General features: G+C 55.4%; 16 protein-coding genes and 2 pseudogenes. 5 read left to right on the top strand and 13 right to left on the bottom strand.

The window, feature by feature from the left end; genetic code table 11:
* Nucleotides 1–65: 65 nt before the first annotated feature.
* Both OCI36_RS10115 and OCI36_RS10110 read left to right on the top strand, forming a co-directional pair.
* Nucleotides 66–1,013 (top strand): SMI1/KNR4 family protein, encoded by a 948-nt coding sequence (locus OCI36_RS10115; RefSeq protein ID WP_261664963.1) that lies wholly within the window; start codon nucleotides 66–68, stop codon nucleotides 1,011–1,013.
* Between the two features lie 167 nt (nucleotides 1,014–1,180).
* Complete coding sequence (locus OCI36_RS10110) at nucleotides 1,181–1,399, top strand: hypothetical protein (RefSeq protein ID WP_261664962.1); 219 nt, start codon at nucleotides 1,181–1,183, stop codon at nucleotides 1,397–1,399.
* Here the strand turns inward: OCI36_RS10110 and OCI36_RS10105 are convergent.
* The 5 genes from OCI36_RS10105 to OCI36_RS10085 all read right to left on the bottom strand — a co-directional run bounded on the left by OCI36_RS10105 (nucleotide 1,386) and on the right by OCI36_RS10085 (nucleotide 6,318).
* A complete protein-coding gene (locus tag OCI36_RS10105) occupies nucleotides 1,386–1,712 on the bottom strand; it encodes an HNH endonuclease (RefSeq protein ID WP_261664961.1) in 327 nt (108 codons plus the stop codon). The genes OCI36_RS10110 and OCI36_RS10105 overlap by 14 nt on opposite strands.
* Entirely contained in the window at nucleotides 1,696–2,247 is a 552-nt protein-coding gene (locus OCI36_RS10100) for a MarR family winged helix-turn-helix transcriptional regulator (RefSeq protein ID WP_261664960.1), read from the bottom strand. The genes OCI36_RS10105 and OCI36_RS10100 overlap by 17 nt, the downstream gene beginning before the upstream one ends.
* A 103-nt stretch (nucleotides 2,248–2,350) precedes the next feature.
* The gene (locus OCI36_RS10095) at nucleotides 2,351–3,064 is read right to left on the bottom strand and encodes a uracil-DNA glycosylase (protein WP_261664959.1); all 714 of its coding nucleotides are present in this window, start codon (nucleotides 3,062–3,064) and stop codon (nucleotides 2,351–2,353) included.
* Between the two features lie 95 nt (nucleotides 3,065–3,159).
* Nucleotides 3,160–5,067: a polysaccharide biosynthesis protein gene (locus OCI36_RS10090; protein ID WP_261664958.1), complete on the bottom strand. Its 1,908-nt coding sequence runs from the start codon at nucleotides 5,065–5,067 to the stop codon at nucleotides 3,160–3,162.
* 12 nt (nucleotides 5,068–5,079) lie between these two features.
* Nucleotides 5,080–6,318: a DegT/DnrJ/EryC1/StrS family aminotransferase gene (locus OCI36_RS10085; protein ID WP_261664957.1), complete on the bottom strand. Its 1,239-nt coding sequence runs from the start codon at nucleotides 6,316–6,318 to the stop codon at nucleotides 5,080–5,082.
* 261 nt (nucleotides 6,319–6,579) lie between these two features.
* On the opposite strand from OCI36_RS10085, the pseudogene OCI36_RS10080 reads away from it, so the two are divergent.
* Nucleotides 6,580–6,834: pseudogene (locus OCI36_RS10080) on the top strand (IS4 family transposase); the annotation flags it as partial.
* Here the strand turns inward: OCI36_RS10080 and OCI36_RS10075 are convergent.
* Nucleotides 6,834–7,922 (bottom strand): transposase, encoded by a 1,089-nt coding sequence (locus tag OCI36_RS10075; RefSeq protein WP_261664635.1) that lies wholly within the window; start codon nucleotides 7,920–7,922, stop codon nucleotides 6,834–6,836. The pseudogene OCI36_RS10080 and the gene OCI36_RS10075 sit on opposite strands and share 1 nt — an antisense overlap.
* Before the next feature lie 60 nt (nucleotides 7,923–7,982).
* Between OCI36_RS10075 and OCI36_RS10070 the strand changes: the two are divergent.
* Nucleotides 7,983–8,645 (top strand): annotated as a pseudogene (locus OCI36_RS10070) (transposase); the annotation flags it as partial.
* 23 nt (nucleotides 8,646–8,668) lie between these two features.
* Nucleotides 8,669–9,334 (top strand): acetyltransferase, encoded by a 666-nt coding sequence (locus tag OCI36_RS10065; RefSeq protein WP_261664956.1) that lies wholly within the window; start codon nucleotides 8,669–8,671, stop codon nucleotides 9,332–9,334.
* A gap of 36 nt (nucleotides 9,335–9,370) precedes the next feature.
* Here the strand turns inward: OCI36_RS10065 and OCI36_RS10060 are convergent, their stop codons facing one another.
* From OCI36_RS10060 to OCI36_RS10025, 7 genes are all read right to left on the bottom strand, one after another.
* Nucleotides 9,371–11,137, bottom strand: coding sequence for a sugar transferase (locus OCI36_RS10060; RefSeq protein WP_315941278.1), 1,767 nt, complete (start codon nucleotides 11,135–11,137; stop codon nucleotides 9,371–9,373).
* A gap of 166 nt (nucleotides 11,138–11,303) precedes the next feature.
* Entirely contained in the window at nucleotides 11,304–12,206 is a 903-nt protein-coding gene (locus OCI36_RS10050) for a glycosyltransferase family 2 protein (protein WP_261664955.1), read from the bottom strand.
* A 70-nt stretch (nucleotides 12,207–12,276) separates the two neighbouring features.
* Nucleotides 12,277–13,272 carry an EpsG family protein gene (locus tag OCI36_RS10045; protein ID WP_261664954.1) on the bottom strand — a complete coding sequence of 332 codons (996 nt, stop codon included), beginning with the start codon at nucleotides 13,270–13,272 and terminating at the stop codon, nucleotides 12,277–12,279.
* 26 nt (nucleotides 13,273–13,298) lie between these two features.
* The gene (locus OCI36_RS10040; protein WP_261664953.1) at nucleotides 13,299–14,195 is read right to left on the bottom strand and encodes a glycosyltransferase family 2 protein; all 897 of its coding nucleotides are present in this window, start codon (nucleotides 14,193–14,195) and stop codon (nucleotides 13,299–13,301) included.
* A gap of 16 nt (nucleotides 14,196–14,211) precedes the next feature.
* Entirely contained in the window at nucleotides 14,212–15,321 is a 1,110-nt protein-coding gene (locus OCI36_RS10035; RefSeq protein ID WP_261664952.1) for a glycosyltransferase, read from the bottom strand.
* 57 nt (nucleotides 15,322–15,378) lie between these two features.
* Entirely contained in the window at nucleotides 15,379–16,455 is a 1,077-nt protein-coding gene (locus OCI36_RS10030; RefSeq protein WP_261664951.1) for a glycosyltransferase family 4 protein, read from the bottom strand.
* Nucleotides 16,452–17,711, bottom strand: a complete 1,260-nt coding sequence (locus OCI36_RS10025; protein ID WP_261664950.1) for an oligosaccharide flippase family protein — start codon at nucleotides 17,709–17,711, stop codon at nucleotides 16,452–16,454. The genes OCI36_RS10030 and OCI36_RS10025 overlap by 4 nt, the downstream gene beginning before the upstream one ends.
* Between the last annotated feature and the right edge of the window lie 14 nt (nucleotides 17,712–17,725).

Below are 17,725 nucleotides of genomic sequence, written 5' to 3'. Positions count from 1 at the left end.
CCCTGCTGAGTGCCTGCGTTCCAGCAACAGGTTGCGCGCCCCCGACTTCTTCCCAGGAGGCTCCCATGTCTGTCCCAGTTCTGCCCCACCCGGCTCCCCTCCCTGCTGACGCACCGCTGAGTGCTGTGCTGGACCGCATCGACGCCTGGTACGCCGAGCACGCCCCCGCCATCCACGCCACCCTGCGCCCCGGAGCCAGCGACGCCGAGCTGGACGCTCTGGAAGCGCGGCTGGGGCACAAGCTACCGCCGGAGTTCCGCGCCCTCTACCGCTGGCACGACGGCCAGAACTGGGCAGTGGGCGGCTTCTTCGGGCTGGACTGGATGCCGCTGACAGAGGTGGAAGGTCGCTGGGGCACTTGGGACGATATCGCCCGTGAGGACAGCGACATGAACGTCTCTATCTTCACCGTCTCGCACCCTACCGGGGCCATCCGCGAGCAGTACGCTTCGGCATTGTGGGTGCCGTTTCTGCACGATGGCGGCGGCAATCATGTGTCAGTGGACCTGGGGCCGGACGTGGTGGGCACATACGGGCAGGTCATCACCACCGGCCGCGACGAAACTCACCGCTATCTGCTGGCCAGCAGCCTGGAAGGTTTCCTGCGCGAGTACCTGCGCCGCCTGGAAACCGGGCAGGTGAGCGCGCAGAAGCTGAGTGGCTACGATCACGACATGTGGAACGTGACCCTGACCAATGCAGCCGGACAGGCCCATGACGGCTACTCTCAGCTGGGCAACCTCTTCCCCGGGTTTGAGGCCGCACCCGTCACGCCCGGCGAGAACCCGCAGAATGACGATGAGATGCCTCTTTCCCAAGCAGTACGCCGCCTGGACGCGTTTCTGGCCGCCCAGCATCCTGACCTGCGGGCCACCCTCACGTCGGGAGCCACCCCCGCCGAACTGACCGCCGCCGAGGCCAGACTGGCCGGCCGCTCCCGCCCGAAGTGCGCTTCTGGTACGCACAACACCGTGACTGGGGAGGGTTATTCGGGCTGCGCTCTGTCCCGCTAGAAGAGCTGGGCACGGCAGACCCGGCTGGCTTCGGGCCGCCGGACGCGGCAGGGACGGTGGTGCCGTTTAGCCCCTACGGCGCGCCGAGTACCGCCGCCGACTAGCTGCCGCTGTGGGAGGACGGTGCAGGCGGCTATCTGGGCCTAAACCTGGCGAACTACGGCGAGGTGCGGACCTTCGGAAATGTGCGCCCGCGTCACGTGCTGGGCGAGCATCTGGGGCGCGTGCTGGACCGATATGTTCGCTTCGCCGAGGCTGGGCTGCTGGTGCGCGACGGCCCCAGCCTGCGCGTGCCAGACACGCATGGGCAAACCGGCCGGGGTGTGGTCGCGGCCTTTCCCGGCTTCGGGACTGCGCCGGCAGAGCTGAGCCTCAGCGTACCCTGACGCCCTTGCTGGCCGGCTGCTTGCGAATCCAGGCCACGAACTTCTGCACACCCTCATGTTCCCGCAGGGCCTCCAGCGACGAATACCCGGTTTCCAGCTCCTGGTTGGAAAAGGTGGTGTGCAGGTACTTGTGACAGGCCGGGCACAGCATCACGGTAGGCAGCTCGGCCACTTTCAGGCCCCGGCGCCGGCCCTGTGAGCGGGGCACCAGGTGGTGTTCCGTCAGGCGCGGCACCTCGCGGCCGCACAGTGCGCAGGCAGCGGGAGCAGCGGCGGGCGGCGGCCAGGCTGCGGCCTTAGCCCGGCGCGCCATCTTCGCCTCCAGCTCCGGCTTCTGCTGCCTGCCCAGCCCGAATACTCGGCAGATCCTGAACACCCTGACGGACGCGGCCCAGCAGGCTGATCAGCTGCCGCTGCTCGGCGGCGTCCAGGGTCTCCACACTATGCATGTTGTGCTGGCGCAGAGGCTCATCCATCCGGGCCAGCAGGTCCAGCCCCTGTGCGGTGATCCGGAACGGGGCCTGGGGATGCTTCCCTTCCGGTTGACCCCTGCTTTCGCGGCTGACCAGACCAGTTTTTTCCAGCCGGGTCAGCAGATGGGTCAGGTCCGGCGACACCCGGTCAATCAGGCGGCGGCGAATCTCGGCGCGGCTGAGTTCCTCTCCAGCGCGCCAGGCACCACGCAGAATCCGCAGAATATTGTACTGATCCGGCGTCACCCCGTACTGGCGCACGAAAGAGTCAAAATCGGCCATCACCACCGCGTGGGTTCTCGGCAGACTAACCACCGCCTCTTCCGAAAGATCGTCATATTCTCTGTTTTGCAGCAGCTCTTCGTAGAGGGACATGTACCTGGACAGTTTAGCGGCAGGGGCAAAGGTTTACTGTCTGCCCGAATGGATTAACCAGTCAGAAAGCACCGCCCGATTCTCGACAGTGACTTTAGGCTGGTTACTCCGGCAGCGACCAGTCCACCGGCGTCTCGCCGGCTTCTTCCAGTGCCCGGTTGACTGCACTAAAGGGCCGGGTGCCCGCAAAGTGCCGCACACTGAGTGGGCTGGGATGGCCGCTTTCAATCACCACATGCTGCGGCGCCGTCACCAGCTTTTTCTTCTTGCGAGCATAAGCGCCCCACAGCACAAAGACCACCCGCTCTTCCTTGTCATTCAGCGCACGGATCACGGCATCGGTAAAGTCTTCCCAGCCTTGGCCGGCGTGGCTGTTCGGCTCGCCTTCACGCACGGTCAGTACGGCGTTCAGCAGCAGCACGCCACGTTCAGCCCAAGCAGCCAGATTGCCATGCTTGGGCGGCTTGACTCCCACGTCTTCCTGCAACTCGCGGTAGATGTTGCGTAGGCTGGGCGGCACCCGTACCCCACGCCGCACGCTGAAAGCCAGGCCCTGCGCCTGCCCCGCCCCATGATAGGGATCCTGGCCCAGAATCAGCACTTTGGCGTCACGGTAAGGCGTCAGTTGCAGGGCTGTGAACACATCCTCGCGCGGTGGATAGACCGTGTGGCTTTGCCGCTCACGCTCCACGAATTCCAGGAGACGCCGGAATTCGGGCCGGCGGACAGCGTCGTGTAGCACTTCGCCCCAGTCCTGGGGAAGCTGCACGGCAGGTTCGCCTGTGGATGAATCGAACAGATTGGGTTGATCAGGCATGGTGTGTCTCCTTCAGGCTGATAGTTGGTTCGGTCTGGACCCTCCGAGCAGAGCTGTGCCAGTAGTCTGGCCAGCCAGGGCCGGATTGGCAAATGTCAGCCCAGAGAGCCGAACTTATTCTCAGGGATGATCCGGTCCAGCTCAGCTCGAATGCGGTCAAAATCACCGGCATGGGCGGCCGCTTCCAGCCCAGCAATATCCCGGTCCAGCACGACCGGGTCCACCTGTTCCAATCGGGCACTGAAAATCTCGGCGTGGGTGGTGGCATCGGTGCCTTCGGAAGACGTCAGCAGTTCCTCGTACAGCTTCTCGCCGGGCCGCACACCACTGTAGACAACCTCAATATTCTGCGCTCCGCTCAGGCGAATGACATCACGTGCCAGGTCGGCAATCTTGACCGGCTGCCCCATATTCAGCAGGTACACCTTGCCGTTTTCGGCCAGGCCACCCGCTTGCAGCACCAGCCGGGCCGCTTCGGGAATAGTCATGAAGTAGCGGGTCATTTCCGGATGGGTCACGGTGACGGGGCCGCCCCGGCGAATCTGAGTCATGAAGGTGGGTACCACGCTCCCGCGGCTGCCCAGCACATTCCCAAAGCGGACCGAGACAAAAGCCTGGCCGGGCCGGGCCCGCGCGGCACCTGCTGAAACAGTCTTCTCGGCCATGCGTTTGCTGGCGCCCATCACACTGGTCGGGTTCACGGCCTTGTCAGTCGAGATATTGACCAACCGCTCCACCCCATATTTCAGGCTCATCGCCACCACATTGCGGGTGCCGATCACGTTATTTAGAATCGCTTCGGAAGGTGCGGCTTCCATCAGCGGGACATGCTTGTGCGCCGCCGCGTGAAAGACTACCTGCGGCCGGTGCGCTCTAAAGACCTGCTCCAGCCGCTCACGGTCGCGCACATCACCAATCAGGGCCACCTGTGGCAGCTCCGGCGCCAGGCGGCGCAGCTCCTGCTGAATGGCAAAAATGCTGCCTTCGCCCCGGCCCAGCAACAGAATCTTTGCAGGACCAAACGGCAAAATCTGCCGCACGATTTCCGAACCGATGCTTCCCCCGGCCCCCGTCACCATAACAGTGCGGCCGCGCAGGTAGCCGGCGATCTCGGCAGTGTTTAGCTGCACTGAGGGCCGACGTAGCAGGTCTTCGAGGTTCACGTCACGGATCTGGCTCAGCGACACGTCACCCGAGAGAATCTCAAAAACGCCCGGAATAATCCGGTAGTTCACCCCGGTGTCCTTGGCAAGATCAACCACCTGGCGCACAAAAGGCCCCGCTGCAGACGGCACCGCAATCAGCACTTCCTCTACCTTCTCGCGGCGGACCACTTCAGGCAAGGTGGCCACTGCACCGTACACCGGCAAGCCCACCAGCGAACTTCCGCGCTTATCGGGCGCATCATCCACAAAGCCCACTGGCCGCATCTGCGCTTCGGGATGCCGCAGCATCTCGCGGGCGATCAGGCTGCCGGCTTCCCCGGCGCCCACAATCAATACCCGACGCATCCCCGGCTGCTGATCATGCGGCACTCGCTCATGCAGAACCCGCGCCAACAGCCGTACGCCGCCCATCAGCAGCAGGCCTAGCACGCCGGTCAAAAGTGGCACACTGCGGGGCAAATCCAGAAAGTCGCGCAGGAGAAAAGCCGCGGCCAGATCAATCAGGGTCGCCAGCAATACGGCGCGCAGCAGCAGCAGCAAATCCGGCACCCCGATACGCCGCCAGGTCTGGCGGTAGAGCCCGTAATAGCGGCTGAGCACGGTCATGGTCAGTGCACCGATCAGGAAATAGGTCAGTACTCCCGGGCTCAGAACAGACGTATCCAGCCGGTCCAGGCCCTCGGTCAGTGCGCTGGGTTTGCGGTACAGGTACGCCAGCACTGCCGCCAGAGTCCAGAGGCCCAGATCGATGAAAAACTTCTGAATCTGATAACTCTGGATACTGGCAGAGGTGTCTGACAGGCCGTCAATGGGATCAGGAACGGGAGGCTGGGTCATGACGAATTGCGTTTAGCGGGTGGCTTCTTTCAGCACGCTGCAAATCACATCGGCCATGGCTTCCATATCGGCTCCGCTCAGGGTGGGGTGCACCAGGAACATCAGCGACGTTTCTCCCAGTTCGCGGGCCACCGGCAGCCGCTCCTTGGGACCATAGCCAGCGTCCTGAAAAGCTTTCTCCAGATAGATTTCCGAGCAGGAGCCGCTGAAAGCTGGCACGCCCTGCGCAGCAATGGTATTCATAACCCGGTCGCGGTCCCAGCCTTCTTTCAGGCGCTCAGGCTGCACGAAAGCATAGTACTTGTAGTAAGAATGCAAGATTTCGGCAGGCGGCAAGGTCAGCCGGATGCTGGCAAATTCGCCCAGGCGGCGGTTGAGCACAGCCGCGTTGGCACGGCGCTGCTCAATCCAGCCGGGCAGCTTCCGTAGCTGCAAGCGGCCAATAGCGGCCTGCATTTCCAGCATACGCCAGTTGGTACCGAACGACTCGTGTAGCCAGCGAAACCCAGGCGGATGGTCGCGGTGATAGACCGCGTCGTAGCTCTTACCGTGATCCTTGAAAGCCCAGGCTTTTTTCCAGATGTCTTCTCCGGCCAGCTCGTCATTGAAGGCCAACAGGCCGCCTTCACCGCCGGTGGTGAGGATCTTGTCCTGACAGAAGGAAAAAGCCCCCGCGTGCCCGATGCTGCCCACCGGCCGGCCCTTGTAAAAAGCCCCATGTGCCTGCGCACAGTCCTCAATTACAATCAGGTCATGCTCGCGGGCCAGTTCCATGATGGAGTCCATGTCGCAGGGCCAACCGGCCAGATGCACCGCGATGATAGCCCGAGTTTTATCGTTGATCAGCGGACGGATGGTCTCGGCGGTAATCACCTGCGAAACCGGATCCACATCGGCGATGACCGGCACGCAGCCCCGCATGACTGCTGCACTCGCTGAGGCGATAAAGGTGCGGGCAGTGGTAATGACTTCACCTTCAGTAATCCCGAACGCCTGTAGCGCCAGTTCGAGTGCCAGACTACCGTTGTGGAGCGCGATGGTATGCCTGACACCCAGATACTCGGCGTATTCACGCTCGAATTCACGGGCTTCGGTGCCGGTCCAGTAGTTCACTTTCCCCGACTCCAGCACTGCCATCACTGCCTGCCGCTCGTCTTCAGGAAAGACCGGCCATCCCGGCCAGGCCCGGGGGGGAGCCTCCTGCCGGGAAGCCCCGCTTGCACTCACCTCGTTCATCACAAGATCCAGCATACTGCTTGCAGGGCTTAGAGGCATCATAGCTGTTCTCAATCTCAGTAGGTGACAACTTCAGTTTGACCTCGTTCCAGACGGCAAAAATCAACAGTCGGCCCCATCAAGCTTGATGGGGCTGTCTCTTCGCGGTCTCCTGGGAGTGTGAAATCGACAGAATCCGCTGCTCAGCAGGCTACCGCACTCACCCAGCACTTCAAAGCGCACGCCAGTCATCTCCGTATTGACACCCTTCAGCGCTTGATTGACGTCCTTCTGGCGATGATTGCCGCGAGGAGCATCAATCATCACGACCTGAGTGCCCACATGCCGGGTATCAGCATGCCCCAGGCTAAGAAAAGGCGGGCAGACCGCACCTTCCGGGATGAGCAGCTGGACATGGACTTTTTCATCGCTCTGCTCGTTGTCCATCTTCCACCGGGGAAGGTGTTGCTGAGTCTGGACCGCACCAATTGGGAGCATGGGGAAACGCCCATCAATTTTCTGGTGCTTGGAGCCGTGGTTCATGGCTTCACTCATAAGTTGCACCTTGCATAGCTGAGCGAATAGCCGTGCTGGTGGAGGAATTCTTGCTCTTTTTGAATTTGGCTCAGCAGGTGGTTCAGCCTGACTTCGGGGAAGAGGGTATGTAGGGCCAAGCGGGCTGCCTCTTTCAGGGTCATGTCCTCAGAGCGGTACAGCATGGTCAGGGTGAAGGCCAGGAAGACCATCAAAATCCAGCGGTCCAGACCCCTGGCAGTTCGCAGCGCGAACTGCGCCAACCCAAACTGATGCTTTCCCTCCTTAAAAAAGGATTCCAGCGCCCAGCGCCGTTTTCCTTCGGCCAGGATGTCATCCCCCTCTAACAGCTCAGACGACACCGCGAAGAATTCGCGGTCCCCACGGTCCATCCTCCCCAGAGACAGCGTTTCCAGAGGCCAGTTGGCGAGGTTGACGTACCCCCCATGCGGACAGTCCGCAACCGTCACCTGTCCAGGATGATCCGTGCGCCGGTTACTCCTCACACCCACCACGAACTCGAAACCGAGACGCTGCACACCGTCCAGAAAGACAGCGGATTCGAATCCACTGTCTGCCAGTACGCAGACCTGAAAGCGTTTCCCGACGAAGTCTGGCACCTCTTCCAGCAGGTCAAGGGCTAACGTGACGGGAGTGCTGGTGTACTTGCCCTGGTAGACCCGGTAAGAAATGGGGAACTTCAGTTCCCCATATTCGGCGAACAGGACCACCAGATGGATGCCGTGCCTGCCGTTGTAGACGCTGACGTAGGGCAGCTGAATTCCCACCTTTTCCACCGTGGTCAGATCCACGCTGAGCCGCAGACGAGGTCTGCGTTTGTGACGAGCTGTATCCAGCAGGATGCGCCACTGGAAGTCCTGCATCTCTTCCCGGCAGCGGTCTGAATCCCAGTCATAGACGTTGAAGAAGCGACTCAGTGCACTGGGGCTGACTCCCTCAGCCTGGCTGAACTTGGTCTTCTGACCTGGACTGTGGAAGAGGTGCAGCGAAGCCTGGAGGCTTCGCCGTTGGTACAGCGTCTCTGGAATGTCCAGAATCCGCTGTGAGAGAATATGGGTGCGCTCCCCTGAAACCTGTTTGTACACACTTCCAGAATTTCAGCTCTGGGAGCGCTTTTTGTCCGCCTATTCAGGTGCAAGTTCTGAGTATTGAAGCTCCTCCGCGTCTTGCCAGCGAAACGCTGGCAAGGCCTGGTGGCTGACCGTGAGTTCATCGGTGCGGAGTGGTTCCGTTTTCTCCGTCGTCAAGGCATCAAGCGGGCGATCCGCATTCGGCACAGCGACATGCTGGACGACATGAATGGGAAGGAATGGTTTAAGCACGTCCAGCACGGTCATTTCCATGAAATCGACGAAAAGGTGTTCGTGTTTGGCGAACTCATGCGGGTGGTCGCGACGAGGTCATCCACAGGTGACCTCGTCATCATTGCCACAGATTTCAGCGCTCGGAAGACCTGGAAGCTGTACAAGCAGCGCTGGTCAATCGAGTGCACCTTCAGCAGCTTCAAGAAGCGAGGCTTCGACCTGGAGCGGACTGGGATGACGGAAAGGAGCCGTCTTCAGCGGCTCTTCGGCTTGGTGACACTGGCCTGGATGTTTTGTTTGCGCTTGGGGGTCTGGTTTGACCAGACCCAGTCCATCCCCATTCTCAAGCATGGTCGTAGAGCGGTCAGTCTGGTGCGGTACGGTGCTCAGCATCTCGTGGATGCCTTACGGTGGAAACCACAACAGTTCATGGCTGTCCTAGACCTGTTGACCCAGCCTTTTTGCCCACCAGGAGGGGCTGGAAGTGAAGTTGTCACCTACTGAGGTTCTCAATTACAATGCCGCTTGTGGAAGCGAAACCTCTGGTCATCTTCGGCACGGGCGGACTGGCCCGGGAAATCCATCAGCTGGTTCGGGACATCAATGCGCGTCAGCAAACTTATGAAGTCCTAGGCTGGCTGGATAGCAATGCACAGATGCATGGCCAGCAGGTGCACGGCCTGCCCGTGCTGGGAGACGCTCAGTGGCTGTCAGCGTACCCTGAGACACTGGTGGCGGTAGGTATTGGTGCGCCGCCGACCCGCCGCAAGATCGTTTTGCAGCTTCAGGAACTGGGGCATTGTAAGTTCGCGACCCTGATTCATCCCACAGCTATCATCGGTCAGGAAGTCAGGATCGGTGAGGGTGTGACGATCTGCGCCAATGTGACCACCACGGACGACTACAGAATCGGCAACCATGTCCTGATCAACATTATGGCCACCATCGCACATGACGATGTCCTGGAGGATTTCGTAACTGTTGCACCCGCAGCGGTCATCAGCGGCAACGTGACCATCGGCGAAGGCACCGACATCGGCACCAATGCTACCCTTATTCAGGGCGTCAGCGTAGGTCGCTGGAGCGTTGTCGGGGCCGGAGCAGTAGTCACCCGCCCGCTTCCTGACAATGTCACTGCCGTGGGAGCCCCCGCCAAACCCATTAAGCAACGGGAAGACGGGTGGCATCTTTAATCAAGTTATCAAGTGCACTTGAGCCAATCCTCCCGCTTAAGCCGAACTCCCCGTAAAACGTGACATGGTTGCTTCACCCGCCGCGCTGATGCCTTCACGTACAAAGACCTTTTTGAGGGTCAGCAAAAGGATTTTCAAGTCCAGCAGCAGGTTGTGATGGTCCACGTACCAGACGTCATACTTGAACTTCTGATCCCAGGAGATCGCGTTGCGACCGTTAACCTGCGCCCATCCGGTCACTCCAGGGCGCACCTCGTGACGGCGGGCCTGCTGGGACGAATACAGCGGCAGATAATCCATCAGCAGCGGCCGGGGTCCGACCAGGCTCATCTCGCCCCTAAACACATTGAATAACTCAGGCAGCTCGTCCAGCGAAGTGGAGCGCAGAAAGCGGCCAAATGGTGTTAGGCGAACGCTGTCAGACAGTAGCTCGCCGTCCGGCCCCCGCTCATCGGTCATGGTGCGGAACTTGTACATGGTAAATGGTTGGCCCCCCAGCCCCGGCCGCACCTGCCGGAAGATAACTGGACTTCCCAGCTTGCTGCGGATAGCCAGAGCCAGAAGCAGCATTGGCCCACTCAGGACCAGCAGTCCACTGGCGGCCAGAGCAGCATCAAGCCACCGCTTCGCTGGGTCTTTGGCAGCCAACTGTCTGTGGTACAGCAGCTCCTCGTACAGTTCAGCCCAGCGCTGCTGGATATCCTCGGGGCGAAACGAAGCCGCCACCCAGCGCCGGCCTGCCGCACCGCGCCGATGAGCTTCTTTAGGGTTGGTGATTGCTTCCAGCAGCGCTGCCGCCAACGCCTGCGCGTCCCCGACAGGGACCTGCCAGCCAGTCACTCCGTCCTGCACAGCATCCCTGGCGCCAGTGGCGTTGGTGGTCACCACTGGGACGCCCCAGGCCAAAGCTTCCAGAGCCACGGTGGGGAAGCCTTCACGGTAGGTGGGCAGGGCCAGCACGTCCATCATCGGGTAATAAAACCCTACATCCGGCACAAACCCGGTTTTCACCACGCCTGGTACTGATTCAATGGCTTCCCGAACCTGGGCCGGGACCGGATCGCCCTCCTCAAAGTCACCCACCAGCAGAAGCTGAGCTGCAGGCACCTGCTGCCGCACTAGCTGAAACGCTTCCATCAGTTCGGCCATGCCCTTATCCCGCACGAAACGACCAACAAAGCCGACCACTGGACCCTGCAGCTCCAGTTCGTTCTGACGCTGCTCCGTTTCCTCAACAGTGGGGAGTGCTTCAGGCAACCGGACGCCGTTGGGACTTCCCGAACCCAGCACACGCGTTTTATAGGCTGGAGCCAGCTTCAATTCCTGGACTCGCTGCTGCAAACTGGGACTGACACAGACCACCTGATGAGCACACGCCATCGCCACTCGCTCGGTCAGGTTCAGAATTCGGCGTTTGGTTCCGTCGGCTGTTTCCAGTCGCAGGCCGTGCAGGGTGTATACGCGGACCGGAACTCGTGCAGCCACCGCTGCCATACCGCCAATCAGGCCCGCCTTAGGCGTACCAACGTTGGTCACTGCCGGACGGAAATGCCGCAGTGTCCGGTACATCTGCCACAGCGAACGAAGATCAGAGAGCGGGCTGATCTCGCGCTGCATTGGGACCGCGTAGGCTTGCGCCCCCTCCTGCCGGGCGAATCTCTCCAGCTGACCTGGCACTGTGGGCGCGCTGCCGACGCCGGCGCGCCAGCCCCGATCGCGGAGCAATCTGACTTGCCCCCGCAAGAAGCCAAGGCTGATAGAGGCGGTCACGGCAAAGAAAATACTGCGGTCGGTTCTGGGCATAGTGAACTTTCAGGGAATTGGGATTCTAACGTGATCGGGCAAGTTGAATGAGGCAAGCCGGAAGAAACTGCAAGTTTGACGCAGAGCTTAGCTGCTCCAATCACTAGCTTACTGCACGGTAAAATCCAGTAATAGGAACACTTGCCGCGTGTCGTTCTGCTAGTTGTTATGTATTATTGCTTAAAGGATGCAAAGCTATCTGCAAGGCTCTTTCTCCAGCCTGACGATCTGCGTCGCTGATAGGTTGCGAGCGCTTCCGCAAGATATACTTCTCTGCCCCAAAAGTATGGAGTGTCCGCCGAAGAGCTACCCGAAGCTTTGAACCGCGTATCTGCTGCTGAAATAGCGAACGGTATTCTGGCGCAGCAGTGCAGCACTTTTCCTGCAGCATCGCCTGATATCCGGCCGAAGTCTGTTCTACCTTGGCATGCTGGTCGCCGGCTTCACGGTAAAAGAGTAGTGGCTCAGGCAGCTGCACGAAGCAGGATACATCAGCAGTACGCAGCCAAAGTTCAATGTCTTCACAGCGCTGTGCAGTCACGTCATAAGGATGTGCCAGAAACCAGCTTGTCTTGCCCGCCACAGTCGGATGGATAAAACCACCCCGTTGCATTACACTGCTCAACCCCTGTTCGACAAAAGGATTGCCCCGGCGAAGTCCAGTCAAATGGTCATCCCCATCAATGATGTAAGCAGCTGCCCCCACCACGTCACAGTCGGGGTCGGCCAGGAGAGTCGCCACCTGCTTTTCCAGGCGGTCGGCCGTCATGATATCGTCGGCGTCCATCCTGAAATAGAATTGGCCACGGGCCAGACGCACGGTTTCGTTCAGCCGTTCGCTTAGGCCACGATTGTGTCCATCGCGCAGCACCTGGATTCGGGAATCACTGAACTGTCCGATAATCTCAGAGCTGCGATCAGACGAGCCATCATCAAGGATCAGCAGTTCCCAGTTGCTATAGGTCTGGTTCAGAACCGAGGTAATTGTCCGGGCAACGTAATCCTGAGCGTTGTATACGGGCAACCCGATGGTAACCAGGGGCCGCTCTGCTAAATCTGCGTTGTACACTCTCATCCTCCGTTATGTCATGGATACAGATGTGGGGAGGCCCAGGTAAATGGGGCCAACGACAAGGAAATCAGAATCCCCTCAGATAGAAAAAGGAATTGACCAGCAGCAGCCCCAGAATCACCAGCGCGCTGAAGAACCTCTTATTCTCGGTCTTCGTGTAGCCACGCTCATTGATATCCTTGATTACCAGCGTCGAAAGTAGCGGCAGCAGTACCCATGATGCAATCAGAAAGCGGTCGGCATAGGAAATAAAGTTCATCAGGTGTCCTACGCCATTCATCAGTACATAGGCATTAAAAATCCAACGCGTATTGGGTGACATTTTCCTGAACGGCAAAATCAGCAGAAGTAGCAGGGGAATAGAACTAAAGGCCACGAAATCAGGGCGAAAGCCAACGCGGTAGTTAAAATTTCCCGTAGCATAATCCACATAGTCGGTGGGCAGAATCTGGATAGCAAAAGGGGCATATAACCCACTGAACAGGCTGATGAAGACTGCTGCCAACCAAAAATACACCATGCCTGGCCGACGTGTGCCCAGTACCATTGGTATTGTTAGCAAACCACCAATCTTATGAAATAAGATTGCAGCAGGTGATGCTAGAATACGCAAAAACCAGCCTCGATAATTGACCAATAATGCCATCAATAGCATTGCTACAGCTGAAGCCATGCCCTGCCGCAAAATATTGATATTATAGGCCAGATAAAATGAAGACGAGAGTAATAATACTGTATACAGGGAAAGATAGAATGGACTATTAAGGAATCTCACACCTACCATATAAAAACAGATAGAGATAAACAGACATATGGCAAATAGAAAATTAAAAGGCGAAGACGTAAATAAATTAACGAGAGCAATAAAATAAAGGAAGCCCTGATCAATGCTGTTAATAAATCCTTGGTCCCCTAGCTGATATGCTCTGAACATCCCCATATAAGCTGGTGTATCTGACCCTATGTTAATTGGCCGGTAGCCCCAATAAAATGCATAAGCTAAAAATGGCAGATAAAGCAAGGCGACCTGTATGGAAGAAGTATCTGGTCTACGCAACTTCAAGTCGTGGCTCCATTCCCATAACTCATTCAACGACTCTCAACTTCCAACACCAAACGAGGATCCAGTTTTCCAATAAAAATGTCCCGAAGAGCTAGAAAATTTCCCTTTAATCTCTGATTCCTATCAATAGTCATGATTGATTGAGGTCTTAAAAGAGTCAGTACGCCAAGCCTGTGGGCTAGATTCGCAAGAAAGCCATTTATGCCATGGTCAACGTACTCTCTAAAAGTCAGCTCTTTCTTAACGAAGAAGAGATAGGCGGGGTTCATTATCTGGATATACCCCATACGCACCTCAGAGATTCTTCCCCCAGGCGTGCCAAAGTGCACAATACGACCACCGTCATAGTTGACGACAGCACCATATTTCTCCATACGGATCCCATAGTCTCGGTCCTCTAGCCAAGCGTAACTGACCAACCGTTCATCGAATTTTTCTCGACGTGCGTATTTAGCGCGGACTACCATATTACAGCCGTATAGTCCACGTGCGGACCGTACATCTGGGTCAGATACAAGTGAATTTACCAATATTGCTTTTGCCTCTTCACGTGGGAGACGCCCTCCCATAGCTTTATCTAGTACAGGCGTACTACTAAAAGCAGCTACGTCAGGGACTACTTCCATAAAGTTGGTTACTTTAATTAGATAATCAGATGCCACTTCTACATCATCATCTAAAAAAACTACCAGATCTGAAGCCGGATTGAGGGCAGCAATAGCCTCGTTACGCTGCACACTGGAGCCCGGTGGAGAAATAATGACTTGAACGCCAGAGCCATCCATGCCGGGCAGAACATCGTCGGTGGTGGTCACCGCAATGATAATTTCATCAGGGCGCCGGGCCTGTTGCAGGATAGATTTCACAGTCTCGGCTAGTACCTGGGGGCGACCACGACTAGCAATAATTACCGATACAAACATATTCTGCCTCCTCAGTTTAGATTTTTCGGTAAAGCTGCAACCACTGCTCAGCCACTTGCTTAAGGTCAAACCGCTCCACAACCCACTGTCTGGCCCGTGTTCCCAAGGCAGTAGCTTGATATGGAGACAAGGCCAATGCCTCTCTTAAACTTTTAGCTAAGCTAACAGGATCTCTGGGGGGGCAAATAAACCCTTCTTCTCCAACCACTTCGCGGATTCCACCACAATCAGTGGCCACCACTACCCGTTCGCAGGCCATAGCTTCAGCGACAACCAAGCCAAAGCCTTCCCATGCAGAAGAAAGTACAAAAATGTCAGCTGCTGAAAGCAGAGCAGGTATATCACGGCGCACACCTAAAAAGCGGATTTCAGTCTCTAGTCCAAGCTCAATAATCAAGTTTTTTAACTCCTGTCTATAGTCTTCAGGCCCAGTCCCCGCAATCAAGACTTTAAGGCTTTTACTCTCTATTTCAGAAGCCTCCAACAGTTTAATAGCTTTGAATAGGTTAGGAAAGTCTTTTGGAGGACTAAGTCGGCCGATTGCTAGAACAATCTGATCATCTGCATGTAAGCCTAGGCAAGCACGCGTAGACGCTCTCTCCACAGCAGAGAAAACGTACTTATCCGTATCAATACCATTATAAACCGTTAAAACTTTATCCCGCCTTAAACCGACACGTTGGATAAGTGCTTGAGTTGATTCCTTACTGATGTTAGTCATCACATCAGATAGAAAATCTGTAGACCTATAAAGTAGAGCTTGCTTCCCTTCGCCCTCATACTGACTATGACCACTAGAAATCAGTTTGGGAAACTTAAGCAGCGGCCGTGCTAGACGCGCCAACATAATGGAATGGAAAGAATGAGCATGAACAATGTCAGGGCTGAACAGTGCTATAGCTTTCTGAAAATAAGCCAGACCTAAAGGCCAGCTCGCTGGGTTACGCTTATCGAGACGCAGATTGACCATTTGCACCTCAGAAGAATGAGGAACTACTACCGGCTCCCCCAGCAGGGAAACCAACTGCACTTGGTGACCGCGTGCTACAAATTGGTCGGCCAGATTACATACCAGGTTTTCTGCCCCTCCCATTCCAAGTTGCGTAGATATTAATGTAATACGCACAGTCTCTCCTTTTTAGATTCTAAAAGCCTCTACCACTCGTTTATCTTTTGAAGAACATCAATCTAGAATCTTTTGCCATAGCTGATAAATATGCTCGGAATCAAATGCTTGAGCATTGATCTGGCCCTGCTGTCCCATCTGCTGACGTAAGCTTATATCATCCATCAATTGAGTAGTGCGCCGCTGGAATTCTGCTTCATCACCCAGAGGTATCAAAAAACCATCTTCTTTATCTACGATAATAGTACTGGGGCCGGAAGGGCAGTTGAAAGCCACGGTAGGCAAGCCGGATGTTTTAGCTTCAAGTAGAACTAAGCCAAAGCCCTCGTAACGGGAGGGAAACAAAAAAATAGAAGACGAAAGGTAAACTTTTTCAATCTCATTTGAAGGCGGCATAATAAATATACGCTCTTGAAGAGAGGATTGTTCAATCATCTCACGGAGTTGCTGCTCCATCTCACCCCGCCCATATATATAAAGTTCCCATGAATCGTGCGTTCTAAGCACAGGTATCATCATCCTAATAAGAATGTCAAAACCTTTTTCCACGGTTAGGCGACCAACAGCCAGCAACTTAAGTGCATTATAGTTAGGCTTTCCGCTGGCCTCGAAGGAAATCTCGTTAGGAATAACGATAATATTCCGATAACCTTGTGATAAATATATTTCTGCATCGTCTTTAGTAAGCACTACTAGATAGTCCGCATGGCGCACAAACCTATCCCGCATAAATCGTATAAAAGGAGTCGCACTATCATAATTGAAGTGTTCGCATGCTATTGTCTTCTGCTCACGCTTACCTAAAATACTTAACAGTATATTCAGTGTACCCCCAGTTCCAATCAAGGCCCCCTGGAGATGTCGCGTTTGTACAAAGACAGCTCTGAAGAGGTAAGCAAAACTTAAAATTGAAGGCCATGAAGATAGTCTATAAGAGTCTAACTTCATATGTACTATCTTTACCGCAGAAGCAATTGGATAGACCGGACCGCCTGATACACTATAAAGACTATAAATTATAGTATGATGTCCGTGACCAGAAAGATTATTAGCCAAGTTGACCACAGCACGCTCGGTCCCGGCCTGGTTTGTAATATTATCTATAAAGATATGGACTTTCCCTTTTCCTCTCATAGTTCTCTCCCGTCTATTTCATTGCTAAATAGCTTCCGACGATATCTGAGAGCATAGATGACCATTAGAGAGGCCGATAGCCCATCTATGAAAACAGAACAGTATGCTAGGCCTCTAGCCCCGTAGGGGGCTGCAATAAAACAGGCTATTGCTAAAGCCACTAGACTACAAAAAACAGTAATATTTGTAAATACCTTATCCTTGCCCAGCGAAAGGAGCCATTGAATACCAAACACATCATAAGTTGCAACAAAAGGCAACGCGATTGACAATATTTTCATAATTCTAGATGAAGCCATGTAAGCATTCCCGAAAAGTAGAGCGATTATCCAGTCTGAAAGTATATAAAGGCCGGTACTCATAGCCAGCGAAGCCAGTAAAAGAATAGCATAGGATTTCATAAGAGCTTGCCAAGCTTTTTCGGGATCTTTTGAAAGAAGAGAGGCGACTTTAGGAAACATTACTTGCGTGAAAGGTGGCAACATACTTCTGGATACCCCAACTGATTTCTCGGCGTTGCTATAAAAGCCCACAGCACTGGCCGATGCAAAAGTCCTAAGCAACATTACATTGGTAACACCATATAGACTCCCAAAAGCCCGGAATATAAACATTTGCGCCCCGTCTTTTAAAAAGTATATAATTTTACTCGGCTTTATTTCGTAGCGTCCTGTCTCTCTCAGCATCAACAGAGTAGAATATATATAAGAAAGACCATTAAATAAAGAGAACACCAAGAAGTAATACCAATCGTTAGAAAAATCCTTTAGTGTCAATACTAATACAATCGTTGCTAAGGCTCGCAGAGAAATATCCCGGACAGCTACTGGAAAAACATCCTCTTTGCCCTGGAAATACCATAAGGGAGAGCTGCCCTGAGTAATAGCAAAGATCATAGCTGCCCAGAAACCCCAGGGCGATTCCTGGAAAGCTGGCATCGTCATAAAAATGACAGCTGCAATTAACAACAGCAACAGAGCCAACAGCGCCTTGGCAGATAAGACAGCATTAACGCAGTCTCTAATCGCCTGGGGGTCATCTTGATGCCGCGCTATATACCGAGTGGCCGAAAAGCCAAAGCCATAATCGACTACCAGCGTAAGCGCTAAAGCTAAAGCCTGTAACGTAACGAAATGCCCCCACAATTCCGGGCCTAACGTCCTAGCCATAAGAGGAATAAGGATAAGAGGAAGGACAATGCTGCCAAACTGAACTCCATAAACCCCAAGTAGATTTTTCCCAGTTTTGCTTTGCAAATCCCAACTCCTAT

Origin of the sequence: Deinococcus sp. Marseille-Q6407, assembly GCF_946848805.1 — a bacterium.
Taxonomy (GTDB): Bacteria; Deinococcota; Deinococci; order Deinococcales; family Deinococcaceae; genus Deinococcus.
The sequence above is the reverse complement of the archived record's forward strand: the minus strand, read 5'-3'. Positions and strand labels throughout refer to the sequence as shown.